This window comes from Streptomyces sp. NPDC048604, from assembly GCF_043199435.1.
GTDB lineage: Bacteria > Actinomycetota > Actinomycetes > Streptomycetales > Streptomycetaceae > Streptomyces.
The window spans coordinates 799,562-816,611 of sequence record NZ_JBICVX010000001.1; the positions used below are offsets into that span (position 1 = coordinate 799,562).

Annotated in this window: 13 protein-coding genes; 8 read left to right on the forward strand and 5 right to left on the reverse strand. The window is 75.8% G+C overall.

Going from position 1 to position 17,050, the window contains the following annotated elements:
* Positions 1-61: 61 nt before the first annotated feature.
* The 8 genes from ACGFMM_RS03745 (at position 62) to ACGFMM_RS03780 (ending at position 11,060) form a co-directional block, all read left to right on the forward strand.
* Entirely contained in the window at positions 62-484 is a 423-nt protein-coding gene (locus ACGFMM_RS03745) for a GNAT family N-acetyltransferase (protein ID WP_393642748.1), read from the forward strand.
* A gap of 129 nt (positions 485-613) precedes the next feature.
* Positions 614-2,611, forward strand: coding sequence for an FAD/NAD(P)-binding protein (locus ACGFMM_RS03750; protein ID WP_393642750.1), 1,998 nt, complete (start codon positions 614-616; stop codon positions 2,609-2,611).
* Positions 2,608-4,023: a lyase family protein gene (locus ACGFMM_RS03755; protein ID WP_393642751.1), complete on the forward strand. Its 1,416-nt coding sequence runs from the start codon at positions 2,608-2,610 to the stop codon at positions 4,021-4,023. The genes ACGFMM_RS03750 and ACGFMM_RS03755 overlap by 4 nt, the downstream gene beginning before the upstream one ends.
* On the forward strand, positions 4,020-5,399 hold the full coding sequence (locus ACGFMM_RS03760; protein WP_393642753.1) for an MFS transporter: 1,380 nt from the start codon (positions 4,020-4,022) through the stop codon (positions 5,397-5,399). Before ACGFMM_RS03755 ends, ACGFMM_RS03760 begins: the two co-directional genes overlap by 4 nt.
* On the forward strand, positions 5,392-7,512 hold the full coding sequence (locus tag ACGFMM_RS03765) for a molybdopterin oxidoreductase family protein (RefSeq protein ID WP_393642754.1): 2,121 nt from the start codon (positions 5,392-5,394) through the stop codon (positions 7,510-7,512). The genes ACGFMM_RS03760 and ACGFMM_RS03765 overlap by 8 nt, the downstream gene beginning before the upstream one ends.
* Positions 7,509-8,822 (forward strand): FAD-dependent oxidoreductase, encoded by a 1,314-nt coding sequence (locus ACGFMM_RS03770; protein WP_393642756.1) that lies wholly within the window; start codon positions 7,509-7,511, stop codon positions 8,820-8,822. The genes ACGFMM_RS03765 and ACGFMM_RS03770 overlap by 4 nt, the downstream gene beginning before the upstream one ends.
* Positions 8,819-9,931, forward strand: coding sequence for an NAD(P)/FAD-dependent oxidoreductase (locus tag ACGFMM_RS03775; protein WP_393642758.1), 1,113 nt, complete (start codon positions 8,819-8,821; stop codon positions 9,929-9,931). The genes ACGFMM_RS03770 and ACGFMM_RS03775 overlap by 4 nt, the downstream gene beginning before the upstream one ends.
* A 112-nt stretch (positions 9,932-10,043) precedes the next feature.
* Positions 10,044-11,060: a transglutaminase domain-containing protein gene (locus tag ACGFMM_RS03780; protein WP_393642760.1), complete on the forward strand. Its 1,017-nt coding sequence runs from the start codon at positions 10,044-10,046 to the stop codon at positions 11,058-11,060.
* A 169-nt stretch (positions 11,061-11,229) separates the two neighbouring features.
* Here the strand turns inward: ACGFMM_RS03780 and ACGFMM_RS03785 are convergent, their stop codons facing one another.
* The 5 genes from ACGFMM_RS03785 to ACGFMM_RS03805 are packed head-to-tail and all read right to left on the reverse strand — an operon-like array spanning position 11,230 to position 16,650.
* Complete coding sequence (locus ACGFMM_RS03785) at positions 11,230-12,033, reverse strand: BTAD domain-containing putative transcriptional regulator (protein WP_393642761.1); 804 nt, start codon at positions 12,031-12,033, stop codon at positions 11,230-11,232.
* Positions 12,030-13,988, reverse strand: coding sequence for an anthranilate synthase family protein (locus tag ACGFMM_RS03790; protein ID WP_393642763.1), 1,959 nt, complete (start codon positions 13,986-13,988; stop codon positions 12,030-12,032). The genes ACGFMM_RS03785 and ACGFMM_RS03790 overlap by 4 nt, the downstream gene beginning before the upstream one ends.
* On the reverse strand, positions 13,985-14,611 hold the full coding sequence (locus ACGFMM_RS03795; protein WP_393642765.1) for an isochorismatase family protein: 627 nt from the start codon (positions 14,609-14,611) through the stop codon (positions 13,985-13,987). The genes ACGFMM_RS03790 and ACGFMM_RS03795 overlap by 4 nt, the downstream gene beginning before the upstream one ends.
* Before the next feature lie 45 nt (positions 14,612-14,656).
* Positions 14,657-15,427 carry a 2,3-dihydro-2,3-dihydroxybenzoate dehydrogenase gene (locus ACGFMM_RS03800; RefSeq protein ID WP_393642816.1) on the reverse strand — a complete coding sequence of 257 codons (771 nt, stop codon included), beginning with the start codon at positions 15,425-15,427 and terminating at the stop codon, positions 14,657-14,659.
* A 47-nt stretch (positions 15,428-15,474) separates the two neighbouring features.
* The gene (locus ACGFMM_RS03805; RefSeq protein ID WP_393642766.1) at positions 15,475-16,650 is read right to left on the reverse strand and encodes a 3-deoxy-7-phosphoheptulonate synthase; all 1,176 of its coding nucleotides are present in this window, start codon (positions 16,648-16,650) and stop codon (positions 15,475-15,477) included.
* Positions 16,651-17,050: the final 400 nt, after the last annotated feature.

Consider the following 17,050-nt stretch of genomic DNA (forward strand, 5'->3'; position numbering starts at 1 on the left):
CGTGAAAACGGCGTTGACGACGTCGACCGAGTTGATCGACGTGATTCCGCAAGATTCGGCCATGGCCGAAGACATCGCCCCCTTGATACGAACCCTGCGCCCCGCGCTGAGCGGCGAGGCGTTCTCTGAGTTCGCCGAAGAGGCCCACCGCCAGGGCCTGGTGTTCACCGCCGCCTACGACCCCTCCGGCCGCTGCGTCGGCGTCGCCACGCACCGGCTGCTGGCCACCAGCCGGGGCCGGTTGCTGTTCGTGGACGACCTGGTCACCGCGCCGAACGCCAGGTCGGCGGGGGTGGGCGCGCAGTTGCTCGGCCATCTCGCGGACCGCGCCCGGCGGGCCGGCTGCAGCGCCGTCGAGCTCGACACCGGCACCGCGAACCACGGCGCGCAGCGCTTCTACCACGCCCGGAGGATGCGGATCACGGCCCTTCACTTCGCGCTCGACCTGACGGACGACTTGACCGACCCTGATTCGCTTCATTGACCGTTCGCCCGGCTCGTCACGAGGATTTCGTCACCGAGGAGAACCCACACCCGCAGGCCCGCACATTCTCCGACGTTCTCCCCTCACGAATTCACTCGACTTCACTCGACGAAAGCGCGGGAGTCTCCCATGAACAGCGGTCACGCGGAAGTCTGCATCGTCGGCGCCGGCCCTCGCGGCCTGTCGGTCCTGGAGCGGCTGTGCGCCAACGAGCGCCGCGCCCCCAGCCGCACCTCACTGGTGGTGCACGTCGTCGACCCGGCGGCGCCGGGCGCCGGCGCCGTCTGGCGCACCGAGCAGTCCCGGCACCTGCTGATGAACACGGTCGCCTCGCAGGTCACCGTGTACACCGACGACAGCGCCCAGATCGACGGACCGATCGAGCCCGGCCCGAGCCTGTACGAATGGGCCCGGGAGCTGACGGTGCTGTCCGACGCGGGCGCCACGCCCGAGGGGTACGACGAGGCCACCCTGGAGGAGGCCCGCCGGCTCGGCCCGGACGCGTACCCGTCACGCGCTTTCTACGGGCGCTACCTGCACGACTGCTTCCAGCGCGTGGTGGCCCGCGCGCCCGGCCACGTCACCGTGCGGGTGCACCGCTCCCGGGCGGTCGCCATGGCCGACACCCACGGGGTGCCCGGCGGCCCGCAGGGCGTCCGCCTGGAGGACGGCACCCGGCTCAACCACCTGGACGGCGTGGTCCTCGCGCAGGGCCACGTCCCGGCCCGGCTGACCGCCCGCGAGGCGCGCACCGCGAGCCTGGCCCGGATCCACAACCTGCGGTACGTCGCCCCGGCCAACCCGGCCGACCTGGACCTGACGTGCGTCGAGCCCGGCCAGCACGTGCTGCTGCGCGGTCTCGGCCTCAACTTCTTCGACCACATGGCGCTGTTCACCGCGGGCCGCGGCGGCGTGTTCGAGCGCCGTGAGGGCCGGCTGGTGTACCTGCCGTCCGGCCGGGAGCCGAAGCTGTTCGCGACCTCGCGGCGCGGTGTGCCCTACCACGCGCGCGGCGAGAACCAGAAGGGCGCGTATGGGCGGTATCTGCCGCAGCTGCTGACGCCGGAGTTCATCGCGGAGCTGCGCGCGCGGTCGGTGGACGGCGAGCGGGTCAACTTCGCCCAGGACCTGTGGCCGCTGATCTCCCGCGAGGTGGAGAGCGTCTACTACGGCACGCTCCTGGAGTCCCTGGACCGCGGCGCGGAGCGGGAGGCGTTCACCGACCGGTACCTCGCCACCGTCGACGACGCCGAACGTGCCGCGCTGGCCGCCGAGTTCGGCATAGCCGAGCCGGACCGCTGGGACTGGGAGAAGCTGTCCCGGCCCTACGGGGAGCGGGAGTTCGGCTCCCGCGAGGAGTTCCGCGACTGGCTGCTCGGCCACCTGGAGCAGGACGTCGCCGACGCGCGCGCCGGCAATGTCCACGGCCCGCTGAAGGCGGCCCTGGACGTGCTGCGCGACCTGCGCAACGAGGTGCGGCTCGCGGTGGACCACGGCGGCCTGGAGGGCAACTCGCACCGGGACGACCTGGAGGGCTGGTACACGCCCCTCAACGGCTTCCTGTCGATCGGCCCGCCGGCCTCCCGCATCGAGGAGATGATCGCGCTGATCGAGGCGGGCGTCCTGGAGGTCATGGGCCCCGGCACGCAGATCCGGCTCGACGCGGCCGCCCCCACGTTCATGGCGCACTCCAGCACCGTGCCGGGCCCGCCGGTCCGGGCGGGGGTGCTGATCGAGGCGCGGCTGCCGGAGCCGGACCTGCGGCGCACCGACGACCCGCTGATGCGGCACCTGCTCAACACCGACCAGGCCGCCCCGTACCGGATCGCCGGCGCGTGCGGCACGTCGTACGAGACCGGGGGCCTGGCCGTCACCGAGCGGCCGTACCGGATCGTCGACGGCCGCGGCCGGCCGCACCCGCGGCGGTTCGCGTACGGCGTGCCGACCGAGTCCGTGCACTGGGTCACCGCGGCCGGCATCCGGCCGGGCGTGGACTCGGTGACGCTCGGCGACTCGGACGCCATCGCCCGGGCGCTGGCCGCGCTGCCGCCGGCGGCGCAGGTGCCGGCCGGGGTGCGGCCCGTGGACGACGCGGAGCACGACGAGCTCGTGGGCGTGATCGTATGACCGGGTACGGCGACGAGGGGCTGCTGTCCCCGGTGCGGGCCGGCGTTCCCGTCGAGGCGGCGGTCGGCGATCCGGCATGGCTGCAGGCCATGCTGGACGCCGAGGCCGCGCTGGTCCGGGCGCAGGCCCGGCTCGGCACCGTGCCCGAGGCCGCCGCGAAGACGATCGGCGCGGCGGCCCGCGCGGACCGGCTCGACGTACGGGCCCTGGCGCTGGCCGCGCGGGAGACCGCGAACCCGGTCGTCGGCCTGGTGCGGGAGCTGACGCGGCTGGTCGCGGCGGAGGACCGGGAGGCGGCGGAGTACGTCCACCGGGGCTCGACCAGCCAGGACATCCTCGACACCGGCGCGATGCTGGTGGCCTCGCGGGCGCTGAAGCTGATCCGCGCGGACCTGACGCGTACGGCGGCGGCGCTGGCCCCGCTGGCCGAACGGCACCGCGACACGCCGCTGGCCGGCCGCACGCTGACGCTGCACGCGGTGCCGACCACCTTCGGCCTGAAGGCGGCCGGCTGGCGCGTGCTGCTCCTGGACGCGGAGTCCCGCCTGGCCCGCGTCCACGCGTCCCTGCCGACCTCGCTCGGCGGGGCGGCGGGGACGCTGGCGGGGTACCTGGAGTACGCGCGGCTCGCCGCGCCAGGGGACTTCGACGCCGAGACGTATCTGCGGGCTCTGGGGGCCGCGTTCGCGCAGGAGACCGGGCTGGCGCAGGCGGTGCTTCCGTGGCACGCGCTGCGCGGCCCGGTCGCCGACCTCGCGGGCGCGCTGGCGTACGCCGCCGGGGCGCTCGGCAAGCTCGCGGTGGACGTGCAGTCGCTGGCCCGGACCGAGGTCGGCGAGCTCGCCGAGCCGGCCGGTGCGGCGGGGCGCGGCGCGTCGTCGGCGATGCCGCACAAGCGCAACCCCGTCCTCGCCACCCTGATCCGCAGCGCCGCGCTCCAGGTGCCCGCCCTGTCGGGTGCGTTGACGCAGTGTCTGGTCACCGAGGACGAGCGCTCTGCGGGCGTCTGGCACGCCGAGTGGCAGCTGCTGCGCGAGTGCCTGCGCCTGACCGGCGGCGCGGCGCACACTGCGGTCGAACTCGCCGAGGGCCTGGAGGTCCGCGCCGACCGCATGCGGGCCAACCTGGCGCTGACGGGCAGCCAGGTGGTCTCGGAGCGGATCGCCGCGGTCCTGGCCCCCCGGCTCGGCAAGGCCGAGGCGAAGGACCTGCTGACCCGCGCGTCGGCCGCCGCCGTGGCGAGCGGCGTCCCGCTCCCGGAGATCCTGGCCGCCGCCCCGGAGCTGACCGGGGTGCTGTCGGAGGCGGAGCTGGCGGACCTGTGCGACCCGACGCGGTACGCCGGCGCCGCGGGCCTGCTGGTGGACGCCTCCCTGAAGGGCGTGCCCGCCGCCGACGGAGGCGAGCGATGAGCGCCGCGCGCCGTAGCCGGTGGGTCGAGGACTGGGACCCCGAGGACGAGGCGTTCTGGGAGTCCCGGGGCCGCAAGGTCGCCCGCCGGAACCTGGTCCTGTCCATCGCCTCCGAGCACATCGGCTTCTCCGTGTGGAGCATGTGGTCGGTCCTCGTCCTGTTCCTCTCCCCCGACATCGGCTTCCCCTTCACGCCGGGCGAGAAGTTCCTGCTGGTCGTCACCCCGACCCTCGTCGGCGCGGTGCTGCGGCTGCCGTACAGCCACGCCGTGGCCCGGTTCGGCGGCCGGAACTGGACCGTGTTCGCCACCGCGGTGCTGCTCGTGCCGACCTCGCTCGCCGCGTACTTCGTGCAGCGCCCCGGCACCCCGCTCTGGGTGTTCCTGCTGATCGGCGCGCTCGGCGGGGTCGGCGGCGGCAACTTCGCCTCCTCGATGACCAACATCACCGCGTTCTACCCGCAGCGGTACCAGGGCTGGGCGCTCGGCATGAACGCCGGCGGCGGCAATCTGGGCGTCGCCGTGGTCCAGCTGCTCGGCCTGCTGGTGATCGCGACGGCCGGCGCCGGCCACCCGGCGTACGTGGCCTCGGTGTACCTGCCGCTGATCGTGCTCGTCGCGCTGTTCGCCGCGCTGAAGATGGACAACGTGACCGCCGTGCGCCGGGCCGGCGGCGGGCTCGCGGAGGCGGCGCGCCATCCGCACACCTGGTGGATCTCGGTGCTGTACATCGGCACGTTCGGCTCGTTCATCGGGTACGGCTTCGCCTTCGGGCTCGTGCTGCAGACCCAGTTCGGGTCGACGCCGCTGGAGGCCGCCTCGTACACCTTCCTCGGGCCGCTGCTCGGCTCGCTGGCCCGGCCGTTCGGCGGCCGGCTCGCGGACCGCTGGGGCGGCGCGCCGGTGACGGCGGTGACGTTCACGGCGATGGCGGCCGGCACGGGCGTGCTGCTGATGGCCTCCCGGATGGGCTCGTTCCCGCTGTTCGTGGCCGGGTTCACGGTGCTGTTCGTGCTCACCGGGCTCGGCAACGGCTCCACGTACAAGATGATCCCGGCGGTCTTCGCGGACCGGGCCGGCAAGAAGGTCACCGAAGGCGCGGACGCGGCCGACGCGTTCGCCCGCGCGCGGCGGCTGTCCGGCGCGGTGATCGGCATCGCCGGCGCGGTGGGCGCGCTCGGCGGCGTCGCGGTGAACCTGGCGTTCCGGCAGTCGTACGGGACGCCGGGCGGCAGCGGCACGCCGGCGTTCCTCTGCTTCATCGGCTTCTACGCGGTGTGCGTGGTGCTGACCTGGGCGGTGTACATGCGGCCCTCGCGGGGCGGAGCGGACGGGGTGCGGCGGCCGGTGCGGACGTCGGGAGTCACGCGTGTCTGACGAAGCGATACCCGGCGCGGTGCGCACGCACTGCCCGTACTGCGCGCTGCAGTGCGGGACGGAGCTGCGCGCCGCGCCCGGCGGCGCGGTGGCCGTCACACCGTCGGACTTCCCGGTGAACCGGGGCGGGCTCTGCCAGAAGGGCTGGACCGCGCCCGAGGTGCTGTCCGTACGGGACCGGCTGCGCACCCCGCTGGTGCGCGGCGGGGACGGAGCGCTCGCCCCGGCCGGCTGGGACGAGGCGCTGGACCTGGTCGCCGGCCGGCTGCGGGAGATCCGCGCCGCGTCCGGGCCGGACGCGGTCGCCGTCTTCGGCGGCGGGGGTCTGACCAACGAGAAGGCGTACCTGCTCGGCAAGTTCGCCCGGCTGGCGCTGGGCACCAGCCGGATCGACTACAACGGCCGCTTCTGCATGTCGTCGGCGGCGGCCGCGTCGAACGCCGCGTTCGGGATCGACCGGGGGCTGCCGTTCCCGGTGACGGACCTGGGCGCGGCGGACGTGGTGCTGCTCGCCGGGGCGAACCCGGCCGAGACCATGCCGCCGCTGATGCGGCACCTCGACCGGCCCGCGCTGATCGTGACCGACCCGCGCCGCACGCCGACGGCGGCGCGGGCCAAGCTGCATCTGCGCACCGCGCCCGGCACCGATCTGGCCCTGGCGCTCGGCCTGTTGCACACGGCGGTCCTGGAGGGCCTGGTCGACGAGGCGTACGTGGCGGAACGGACCCGCGGCTTCGAGGAGGCCCGGCGGCTCGCGCTCGGCTGGTCGCCGGAGCGGACCGAGCGCGTCACGGGCGTCCCGGCGTCGGCGCTGCGCGAGGCGGTCGCCCTGCTGGCCGGCGCGGAGCGGGCGTACATCCTGACCGGCCGGGGCGCGGAGCAGCACAGCAAGGGCACGGACACGGTGGCCGCGTTCGTGAACCTGGCGCTGGCGCTGGGACTCCCGGGCCGGGAGGGCAGCGGGTACGGCTGTCTGACCGGGCAGGGCAACGGGCAGGGCGGCCGTGAACTGGGCCAGAAGTCCGACCAGTTGCCCGGCTACCGGTCGATCGCGGATCCGGCGGCGCGGGCGCGGCTGGCCCAGGTGTGGGGCGTCCCGGAGTCGCGGCTGCCGGGCCCGGGGCCGAGCGCGTACGAGCTCCTGGACTCTCTGGGCCGCCCCGACGGCCCCCGCGCGCTGCTCGTCGCCGGCTCGAACCCGGTCGTCTCGGCGCCGCACGCGGGCCGGGTGACGGAACGCCTGGCGTCCCTGGACCTGCTGGTCGTCGCGGACTTCGTCCCCTCGGAGACGGCCCGCATGGCGGACGTCGTCCTCCCCGTCACCCAGTGGGCGGAGGAGGAGGGCACCCTCACGAACCTGGAGGGCCGGATCCTGCGCCGCCGCGCCCTGCTCACCCCGCCGAAGGGCGTACGCAGCGACCTGGAGGTCCTCCAGGGCCTCGCCGTCCGCCTGGGCGAACCGGCCGGCCACTACCCGACGGCCCCCCGCGAGGTCTTCGACGAGATCCGCCGCGCGACGTCGGGCGCCCGGGCCGACTACGCCGGGATCACCTACGCCCGCCTGGACGCGGGCGAGGCCCTGTACTGGCCGTGCCCGCAGACGGACCCCACCGAGGGCGTGCCCGGCGTCGCGGGGCCGCATCCCGGTACGCCCCGGATGTTTCTCGAGGGGTTCGGACACCCCGACGGGCGGGCGCGGTTCGCGGCGGTGGAGTTCCGGGAGGCCGCGGAGGTCGTGTCCCCGGCGTATCCGCTGGTGGGGACCACCGGGCGGGTGCTGGCGCACTACCAGTCCGGGGCTCAGACACGGCGGGTCGCGGCGCTCGGCGCGGCGGAGCCGGAGGCGTTCGTGGAGGTGCATCCGGACACCGCGCGGCGGTTCGGCGTCGCCGAGGGGCAGTACGCGCGGGTCAGTTCGGCGCGGGGCTCCGTCGTCGCGCGGGTGCGGTTCGCCGAGGGGCTGCGCACCGACACCGTCTTCCTGCCGTTCCACTTCGCCGGCCGCGGGCGGGCGAACCTGCTCACCAACCCCGCCCTCGACCCCACCAGCCGCATGCCGGAGTTCAAGGTGAGCGCGGTCCGGATCGAGCCCGAGCCGGGGGGCGCGCGATGACCGGCCCGATCGTCGTCGTCGGCAACGGCATGGCCGCGCACCGGCTGGCCGAGCGGCTCGCCGCGTTCGGGTGCCGCGGGCCGGTGACCGTGCTCGGGGCGGAGCCGCGGCCCGCGTACCGGCGCCCGCTGCTGCCCTGGGTCCTCGCCGGCGCGCTGCCGGCCGACGCGCTCGACCTGCCCGCCCCGCCGGACGGCGTGACCGTCCGCACCGGCGTCCGCGTCACCGGCGTCGACCGCGCCGCCAAGACCCTGACCTGCGCGGACGGTTCGACCGAGCGGTACGGCACGCTGGTCCTCGCGACCGGGGCGCGCCACCCGCTGCACGGTGACGTCCCGCCCGCGCGCGGACGGGTCGCCGTGGTCGGCGGCGGGGTGCTCGGCGTGGAGACGGCCGCGGTCCTGCGGCGGCGCGGCCATGAGGTACTGCTCGCGCACTCCGGCCCGTACCCGATGCACCGCTCCCTCGACGAGACCGCCGGCGGGCTCCTCGCCGGGTATCTGACCGGCCTCGGCGTCGAGGTCCGCTGCGACACGCGCGTCGCGGACGGCGACGGCCTCGGCGCGGACACCGTGGTCCGCTGCACCGGCGGCGTCCCGGAGACCGCCCTGGCCCGGGCGGCCGGGCTGCCGGTCCGCCGGGGCGTGGTCGTCGACGGCTTCCTGCGCACCGCCGACCCGGCCGTCCACGCCATCGGCTCCTGCGTGGACGGCGCCGACGGGCTGCTCGCCACGGCCTCGGCGCAGGCGGAGTTCCTCGCCGCGCGGCTGACCGGCCGCGCCGAGGGCCCGTTCATGCCGCCGCCGTCCCTGCTGCGGCCCCGGCTGCCGGAACTGGACGTGGCCGTGCTCGGCCGGCCGGCCGGCGACGCGTACGACGAGGTCGTGACCTTCACCGACCCGGCCGGCGGCCGCCACGCCCGGCTCGAACTGGCCGGCGGACGGCTGCGGTACGCCGTGCTGGTCGGCCTGCCGGAGGCGATCGCCGCGGCGGGCCAGCTGTACGACCGGGGGCTCCCGGTCCCCGGCGACCGGCTGGCCCTGCTGCTCGGCAGCTCCCCCGTGGCCGACGACGACCCGGACGCCTGGCCGGAGGCGCACGTCGTGTGTCACTGCAACAACGTCACCAAGGCCGACGTCGCCCACGCCTGGCAGACCGGCGCCCGCACCCCCGACGCGCTCGCCACGGCGACCCGCGCGACGACGGGCTGCGGCGGCTGCGGGGACAAGCTGCGCGCGCTGTGCGGCGTCCTCGGCCGCACGGGCGAGACCGGGCCCGCCTCCCTCCCCCGTCTGGAGTCCGTGCGATGAACCGCACCCTCGTCGTCGCCGGTCACGGCATGACCGGGCACCGGCTGCTGACCGAGTTCGCCGAGCTCGGCGGCCTGGGCGCCTGGCGCGTGGTGGTGTTCGGCGAGGAGCCGGACGCCGCGTACGACCGGGTCCGGCTGTCGGCCGCGCTGGCCGGCGGCGACCCGCGGGCGCTGGCGCTCGAACGCCACGGCGCGGGCGTCGAGGTGCGCGTCGGCACGGCCGTGACCGGGATCGACCGGGCGGCCGGGGAGGTGCGCTGCGCGGACGGGACGGCGCAGCGGTACGACGCACTGGTGCTCGCGACGGGCTCGCGGCCGTTCGTGCCGCCGTTCCCCGGACATGACCTGCCGTGCGTGTTCCCGTACCGGACGGTCGCGGACGTCTCCGCGATCCGCGCCGCGGTCCGGCCGGGCCGGGAGGCGGTCGTGGTCGGCGGCGGGCTGCTCGGCCTGGAGGCGGCGGACGCGCTGCACCGCCTCGGCATGCGGCCGCACGTCGTGGAGCCGGGCCCTGGCCCGATGCCGGTCCAGCTGGACTCGGCGGCGGGCGCGCACCTGGCGGCGCTGCTCGCCGCGCGCGGGGTGAGCGCGCATTGCGGCACGGGCATCGCCGGCGTGGCGGACGGGGGCCGGACGACGCTGGCCGACGGCACGGAGCTGGACGCCGCGCTGGTGGTCGTGGCCGCCGGGGTCCGCCCGCGTGACGAACTCGCCGAGGCCGCGGGGCTGCCGCGCGGCGAACGCGGCGGGTTCCTCGTCGACGAGCGCCTGCGCACCCCGGACGACCGGATCTGGGCGATCGGCGAGTGCGCGGCGGTCGCGGGCCGCTGCCACGGCCTGGTCGCCCCGGGGTACCGCATGGCCGAGTCGGTCGCCCGCCAGCTCCTCGGCCTGGTCCCGGAGGCGTTCGCCGACACCCCGGTGCCGACCCGCCTGAAGCTTCCGGGCGTGGCGGCCGACAGTTTCGGCGACGTCCACGCCCGTACGGCCGGTGCGATGGAGTTCGCCGAGTCGGACCGCCGGCAGGGCCGCTACCGCAAGATCGTCCTCGCCCAGGACGGCCGCACCGTGCTGGGCCGCGTCGAGGTGGGCCCGACGGGGCCCTGACGGGAGCCGTGAACCGGCAGCCGTGACCGGGAGCCGTGACGGGGAGAGCCGCCGCCCGCTCCTTTGACCGTCCTTGGTCGGCGCCCGCCACCATCGGGCGCGGGAGGGGTGCATGAGCGAGGTGCCACCGCGGGGAGTGAGCGGTGCGGAGTGGCGGCGGTGCTGGCTGCCGGCCGTCGAGCGGCTGGCGGCGGTGCCGCAGGGGTACCGGCGGGTGGACGTCGGGGTGCGGGGCGCCGCGCGGATCCTCGGCGTCGACGAGGGGGCGGTGCGGCGGCTGGTCGCCGCCGGGCTGCCCGCCCGGGCCGGCGGCGAGGGACCGCTGATGGACCGGTACGACCTCATCAACCTCGGCCTGCTCTCCGGCTCCGGCCGTTCCGTGCCCGAGGCCGCCGAACGCCGCTGGACCGGGCAGGCCGCGGGGCCGCCGGGCGACTGGACGGCACCGCGGGCGCTGCGGCTCGCGCTGTCCACGCACTGCTCGGTGCGCTGCGCCGGGCCGCCGCCCGCGTCGCCGCCGGTGGCGTCGCTGGCCTCCGGCACGACCGCGGTGCGCCGCTGGCGGTCGCTCGAGCCGGGCGGCCGGGTCCTCGCGGACGTGACGCTGCGCGGGCGGTCCCGCCGGGTGCGGTCGCGGGCGGCGCGGGAGGTGTTCGACGAGCTGTACGCGGCGCTCGCCGCCGGCCGGTACCGCTACGCCCGGCTGCCCGCCGCTCTTGCCGCGGCCCCGGAACGGGCCCTGGCCGCCGGGGTCCTGGACGCGGTGACCGCGGCGCTGGTGATGGCGGGGCAGGCCCGGGCGGCGGGCCTGGAGGCCCGGATCCGCAGCGGGTTCCTGCTGGGGCCGGGCGACGTCTCGTACCGCAGCGCCGCGCTGCGGCACACCTGGGCGGAGGTCCGCGAGGCGGGCCACTGGCTGCCGCTGGACCCGGTCCAGGCGTACCGCGCGGCCCGGAACCCGGGCGCGCACCGGGAGTTCACCGACTTCTGCCGCGGCTCCCGCCCCAACTGGCTGCTGCCCTGGGCGTACGGCACGCCCGCCGCCCCGGCCCCGCACCCCTGCGCGGAGGGCGGCCGGGCGGTGACGTCCTGCCGTCAGCTCCCGCCGCGGCACCGCGAGGAGGGCTGACCGGCCTAGGGGGTGTCTGACAATTCCCCGTGGAACAAGGAGCGGCGTCCGGTGCGTGCGATCGCAAGGCGCCGGAGAGTCCTCGTAGCGGAGCTACTAGGGCTTTTCGGCAACGCGGCGAGCGTGCGTGCCGGACGTCGCGACGCCGCGGGGAATTGTCAGACACCCCCTAGACCGGCGCCCGCGCCCCCGGTGTCCACGCCAGTGCGGGGGACTCCGTGAGGACGGCCTGGCGGAGGCGGCGCAGGCGCCAGGACGGCTCGACGCCGAGGCCGGCGGCCAGGGTGCGGCGGAGCCGGTCGTACGCGGCGAGGGCCGTGGCGCGCTGCCCGGCGCGGTGCGCGGCGAGCATCAGCTGCGCGCCGAACGCCTCGTGCAGCGGGTGCGCGGCGAGCAGGCCCTTCAGCTCGCCGATCAGACAGTGGTGCCGGCCCAGCATCAGCTCGGCCTCGATCCGCAGCTCGACCGTGTCGAGGCGGAGTTCGTCGAGGTAGCAGGTCCGCGCGGCGAGCAGCGGCCCGGCCTCGACGTCGGCGAACGCGGCCGGCCCCCGCCACAGCGCGAGCGCCTCCCGCAGCGTGTCGGCCGCGGTCTCGGCGTCCCGCCCGGCGAAGGCGGTACGGGCCAGGGCGAGCAGCCGCTCGAAGTCCCGCAGGTCGAGCGCGGCGCCGTCGAGCCGCAGCAGATAGCCGTGCCCGTCGGGGCAGGTGGCGATCCGGGGCAGCCGGCGGCGCAGGTCGTACACGTACGTCTGGACGGTCTTGCGGGCGAGCCGGGGTGGTTCCTGCGGCCACAGTTCGTCGATGAACGCCGTCATCGGCGCGGGCCGGTCGGCGTGCAGGAGCAGCACCGAGAGGACGCGCCGGGCCATCCGCGCGGACGGCGCGCGTTCCACGCCGTCCACGCGGACCGTGAGCGGCCCGAGCACGCCGATCTCCGGTCGGCCGCGGGACTCGGCCCGCGGGTCGGTCATACGGCGGCGACCCCCTGCCCGGCCAGCGGGGCGCCGAGCGGGCCCGTGCCCGCCGCCAGGCCCGCGCCGGCCGTCCGCGTCACGAGTCCGCCGAGCAGCGAGCCGACGATCCGCGGCCCGTCCTGGGTGAGCACCGACTCGGCGTGGAACTGCATGGAGGCGAATCGTTCCGCCCGCATGGCGTGCACCTCGCCGGTGATCGGGTCGCGGCTCAGCTCGATCCGGCCGGCGACGGGGCTGTCCAGGTGGTCGGCCTCGCAGCGGGCGGCGAACGTGTTGTAGAAGCCCACCCGCTCCCGCCGCCCGAACAGGTCGATCTCCTTCTGCACGCCCTGGTTCGGCACGTCCCGCCGGGCCAGCTCCAGGCCCAGCCGCAGGGCGAGCGTCTGGTGGCTCAGACACACCGCGAGGAACGGGCGCTGCTCCTGAAGGAGCGTGGTGACGGCCTCCCGCAGATGCGTGATCTTCGGGTGGCCGGTCTCCCGCGGGTCGCCCGGTCCGGGGCCCATGACGACGAGGTCGTGCCCGTCGAAGGAGTACGGCTCGTCGAACCGGCGGACCTCCACCTCCGGCCCCATCGCCCGGATCTGACGGGCGATCATGGCCGTGAAGGTGTCCTCGGCGTCCACGATCAGAATCCGCTTGCCGGCCAGCAGCGGGTCGGGGCGGCCCCGCTCGGCGTCGTCGGCCAGCCAGAAGCCGGCCAGGCCGGTGTTCCGCTCGGCGAGCGCGGCCCGCACCTCGGGGTGGCCGCGGAACCGGCCGGAGCTCTCGTCGGGCGTGAGCGCGGCGATCAGCGAGGCGGCCTTGGCGCGGGTCTCGGCGACCTCGGAGACCGGGTCGGAGTGGCGCACCAGCGTCGCGCCGACGCCGATCCGGACCTTCCCGCCGGCGTCGATCTCCGCGGTGCGGATGAGGATCGCGGAGTCCATGGCGTACGCGCCCTGCGCGTCCCGGCCGAGCAGCGCGGCGACGCCGCTGTAGTAGCCGCGGCCCTCGGGCTCGTACGCGGCGATCACACGGCAGGCGCTCTCCAGCGGGGAGCCGGTCACGGTCGGCGCGAACAGGGTCTCGCGCAGGATCTCGCGCGGATCGCGGTCGGTCTGCCCCTCGATGAAGTACTCGGTGTGCGCGAGCCGCGCCATCTCCTTGAGGTACGGGCCCACCACGCGGCCGCCGGACTCGCAGATCCGGCCCATCATCTTCAGTTCCTCGTCGACGACCATGTACAGCTCGTCGGCCTCCTTGCGGTCGGCGAGGAAGTCGAGGACGCCGGTGAGGGTGGGCCCGCTCGGCGGGTAGCGGTACGTGCCGCTGATGGGGTTCATCACGGCGGTGCCCGCGTCGAGGCTGACGTGCCGCTCGGGGGACGCGCCGACGAAGGTGCGCTCACCGGTGTGGATCAGGAAGGTCCAGTACGCGCCGGCCTCCCGCTCCAGGAGCCGGCGGAAGAACGCCAGCGCGCACGGCAGTCCGTAGTCGGTGATCTCGGCGGTGAAGGACCGCCGGACCACGAAGTTCGCGCCGACGCCGGTGCCGATCTCGTCGGAGACGATCCGGCGGACGGTGTCCGCGTACGCCTCGTCGTCGATGTCGGTGCCGAAGCCGCCGCCCGCGAGCCGGATCGGCACGTCGGGCACGGCGCGCAGCACGTCGTCCAGCGGCACGGTCTCCTGCTCGGCCACGGTCATGGCGAGGAGCGGGGCGCCGTCGTCGGCGCAGGCGTAACCGCGTTCGGCGATCTGCCGGTAGGGGACGACGACGAGGACGTCGTGCCGGGGGCCGTCGGCAGCCTCCGGCAGCGGGATCTCGGCGAGCGTCGCCGGGGTGGCGACCGGTCCGCTGAGCAGGTCGACCGCGCCGGGCCCGGTCGGGCTCTCCGGCCGGTGCAGCAGGGCGAACGCCGGGGCGCCGGGACCGAGGACGCGGGCGAACAGCCCCTGGGCGGCGGTCATCCGAGCACCTGCTTCGCCGTGGTGACGACGGCGCAGCGGCGGGCGGCGTAGTCGATGGTCTGCCAGTGGTCCTCCTCCGTGAAGTCGCCGAGGGCGTCGGCGACCACGAAGGTCTGGATGTCGTTGGTGTACGCCTCGACGGCGCTGGCGAGCACGCCCACGTGCGCGTACACCCCGCAGACGATCAGCTGGTCACGGCCCTGGAAGCGCATCCGCTCCAGCAGGTCGGTGCGGAAGAAGGCGCTGTAGCGCCACTTGGTGAGCAGCCAGTCCCCGGGGGCGGGGGCCAGCGGCTCGACGATCTCGCGGTCGGCCGGGGTGGCCTTCATGCCCGGCCCCCAGAAGTCGGCGAGCAGGCCGCGCTGTTCGCGCGTCATGTCGCCGGGCTGCGCGGTGTACGCGACGGGGATGCCGGCCCCGGCACAGCGCTCGCGCAGGGCGGCCGCGTTGGCGATCAGTTCGTCGCGCAGCGGGGCCGGGAAGGGGGCGAGGAAGTATCGCTGCATGTCGTGGACGAGCAGCACCGCGCGGTCCGGGTCGACGGACCAGTTCGGGGTGGCGGGCGGCAGGGCGCCGGCCGTCGGCAGCGGATAGGCCTCAATGGGCGGTATGCCGGTGGCCATGACCGTCCTCTCGTGACACGTGACTGGGGTCGGGAAGGGTCCTGCTCAGGCGCCGAGCGACGCGCCGCCGTCGACGGTGAGGTCGTGCAGCGTGATGTGGGCGGCCTGGTCCGACAGCAGGAACAGCACGGCGGCGGCGACATCGGTGGGCAGCGCGAGCTTGCCGAGCGGGATGCCCACCCGGAAGGCGTCGGGACGGCCCTCGATGGTGCCCTTGGGCCCGGAATCGTCGTGCCACATGGAGCTGAGCATCGGCGTGTCGGTGGAGCCGGGGGCGACCAGGTTGCAGCGGATGCCGTACTGCGCGACCTCCAGGCCGAGCGACTTGGTGAACATGGTCGCGGCGGCCTTGGAGGCGGCGTACGCGGCCATCTCGCTGCGCGGGGTCGCGGCGGCGTTGGAGGCGACGGTGACGATGGCGCCGGAGCCGCGCGGGATCATCCGGTCGACGACGGCGCGGGACACCTGGAAGACGCCGGTGGCGTTGACGGCGAAGGTGGCGGCCCAGTCCTCGTCGCTGAAGGTGCGGACGGGGCCGAGGCGCAGCACGCCGGCGGCGTTCACCAGGTGGTCGAGCGGGCCGAGCCGGCGCTCGGCCTCGTCGACGGTGGCGGCGACCTGCGCCGCGTCGGTGACGTCGCAGGGGAACGCCTCGACGTTCAGGCCGTCCAGGACGAGGGCGGCGACCCTCGGCTTGAGGGTGGCCTCGTCGCGGTCGACGGCGGCGACGGCCGCGCCGCGCTCGGCGAGCGCGCGCACCACGGCCGCGCCGATGCCGCCGGCTGCGCCGGTGACGAGGGCGGTCTTGCCGCGCAGGGACTGCTCCATGGTCGGGACCTCCTTCGGGTGGGCGGACGGGGGGTTCACGCGTGCCAGGCGGAGACGACGGAGACGGCCTGGCCGGGGTTGAGCCGCGGGTCGCAGAAGCTGGTGTAGCGCTCGCCGCACTGCGCGAGGTGCCGCTCCTCGTGGACGCACTCGGTGACGTCGTCCGGGGTGGTCTCCAGGTGCAGTCCGCCGGCGACGCCGCCGCCGGCCAGGACGGCCCGCCTGAAGCCGGTGATCTCCCGCTCGACGACGGTGGTCAGCCGCGTCTTGAGGCCGCTGCCGGGGTCGGTGACGGTGTTGCCGTGCATGGGGTCGCTGAGCCAGGACACCGGGTGCCCGGCGGCGCGGACGGCGGCGACCAGGGGCGGCAGCCGGTCGGCGACCTTGTCGGCGCCCATGCGGGCGATGAGGGTGAGCCGGCCGGGCTCGCGGTCGGGGTCGAGCCGCTCGCACAGGGTGAGGATCTCGTCGGTGGTCATGCTCGGGCCGACCTTGCAGGCGACCGGGTTGGCGACGTCGGCGAGCAGCGCGACGTGGGCGCCGTCGACCTGGCGGGTGCGCTCGCCGATCCACGGGAAGTGGGTGGAGGCGAGGAACAGCCGGCCGTCGTCGTCGCGGCGGCACATGGGGACCTCGTAGTCGAGGAGCAGGGCCTCGTGGCTGGTCCACACCGGCGCGTCGACGGCCGGGATGTTGGCGGGCCGGCGCCAGCCGAGGTGACGGATCACGTCGTCGGCGGCCATGTAGCCGGTGAGCAGCCGCAGCGGGTCGGGGCGGCGGCTCTCCTCGTCGGGCTCGGGTCCGTTGACCATGTGCCCGCGGTAGACGGGCAGTTCGACGCCCTCGACCAGCTCGGTGGGCTTGGAGCGGGGCTTGGCGAACTGGCCGGCGATCCGGCCGATCCGGACGACGGGGGTGTGGGCGCCCATCTTCATGGCGCCGGCCAGCAGGTCGAGTACGGCGACCTTGCGGGCGACGTGCGCGGCGGTGGACTCGTCGGGGTCCTCGGCGCAGTCGCCGGACTGGACGACGACGGCCTCGCCGGCCGCGACCCGGGCGAGATGGGAGCGCAGGGTGCGGATGTCGCGGGGGGTCACCAGGGCGGGGCGGGCGGCGAGTTCCTCGCGGACCCGCTCCACCTGCGAGGTGTCCTCCCAGTCGGGCTGTTGCAGGGCCGGCCGCCGGCGTATGTCGAGCAGCGTGTTGTCCACGGTGGTCTCCTAGGGAAACAGGGGAGGCGGTGGAACGGGCGTCGATGGCGGTGCGTGGGGGCTGCGGCGCGGGGAAGAAAGGGCCCGCCTGCCGTGGCGGCGCGTCGTCAGCGCGGCGCCTCCCCGGAATATTCCTCCGGGATCATCCGACGCGGCGGGCGGTTCGTACAAAGGATCGGCCCGGACTAAGTCAAGTAACCGCGGCGCCGGAATGCGGGTGCGTACGGGGCCGATGGGGCCGGGGGGGGGGGGGGGGGGGGGCGGGGGGGGGCGGGGGGGGGGGGGGGGGGGGGGGGGGGGGGTGGGGGGTGGGGGGGGGGGGTGGGGGGGGGGGGGGGGTGGGGGGGCGGGGGGGGGGGGGGGGGGTGGGGGGTGGGGGGTGGGGGTGGGGGGGGGGGGT

Bases quoted from the DNA above. Each gene is read 5' to 3' on its own strand.
- ACGFMM_RS03775 (WP_393642758.1), top strand. From the start codon at position 8,819: ATGAACCGCACCCTCGTCGTCGCCGGTCACGGCATGACCGGGCACCGG.
- ACGFMM_RS03790 (WP_393642763.1), bottom strand. From the start codon at position 13,988: ATGACCGCCGCCCAGGGGCTGTTCGCCCGCGTCCTCGGTCCCGGCGCC.
- ACGFMM_RS03750 (WP_393642750.1), top strand. From the start codon at position 614: ATGAACAGCGGTCACGCGGAAGTCTGCATCGTCGGCGCCGGCCCTCGC.
- ACGFMM_RS03760 (WP_393642753.1), top strand. From the start codon at position 4,020: ATGAGCGCCGCGCGCCGTAGCCGGTGGGTCGAGGACTGGGACCCCGAG.
- ACGFMM_RS03770 (WP_393642756.1), top strand. From the start codon at position 7,509: ATGACCGGCCCGATCGTCGTCGTCGGCAACGGCATGGCCGCGCACCGG.
- ACGFMM_RS03795 (WP_393642765.1), bottom strand. From the start codon at position 14,611: ATGGCCACCGGCATACCGCCCATTGAGGCCTATCCGCTGCCGACGGCC.
- ACGFMM_RS03780 (WP_393642760.1), top strand. From the start codon at position 10,044: ATGAGCGAGGTGCCACCGCGGGGAGTGAGCGGTGCGGAGTGGCGGCGG.
- ACGFMM_RS03745 (WP_393642748.1), top strand. From the start codon at position 62: ATGGCCGAAGACATCGCCCCCTTGATACGAACCCTGCGCCCCGCGCTG.
- ACGFMM_RS03755 (WP_393642751.1), top strand. From the start codon at position 2,608: ATGACCGGGTACGGCGACGAGGGGCTGCTGTCCCCGGTGCGGGCCGGC.
- ACGFMM_RS03785 (WP_393642761.1), bottom strand. From the start codon at position 12,033: ATGACCGACCCGCGGGCCGAGTCCCGCGGCCGACCGGAGATCGGCGTG.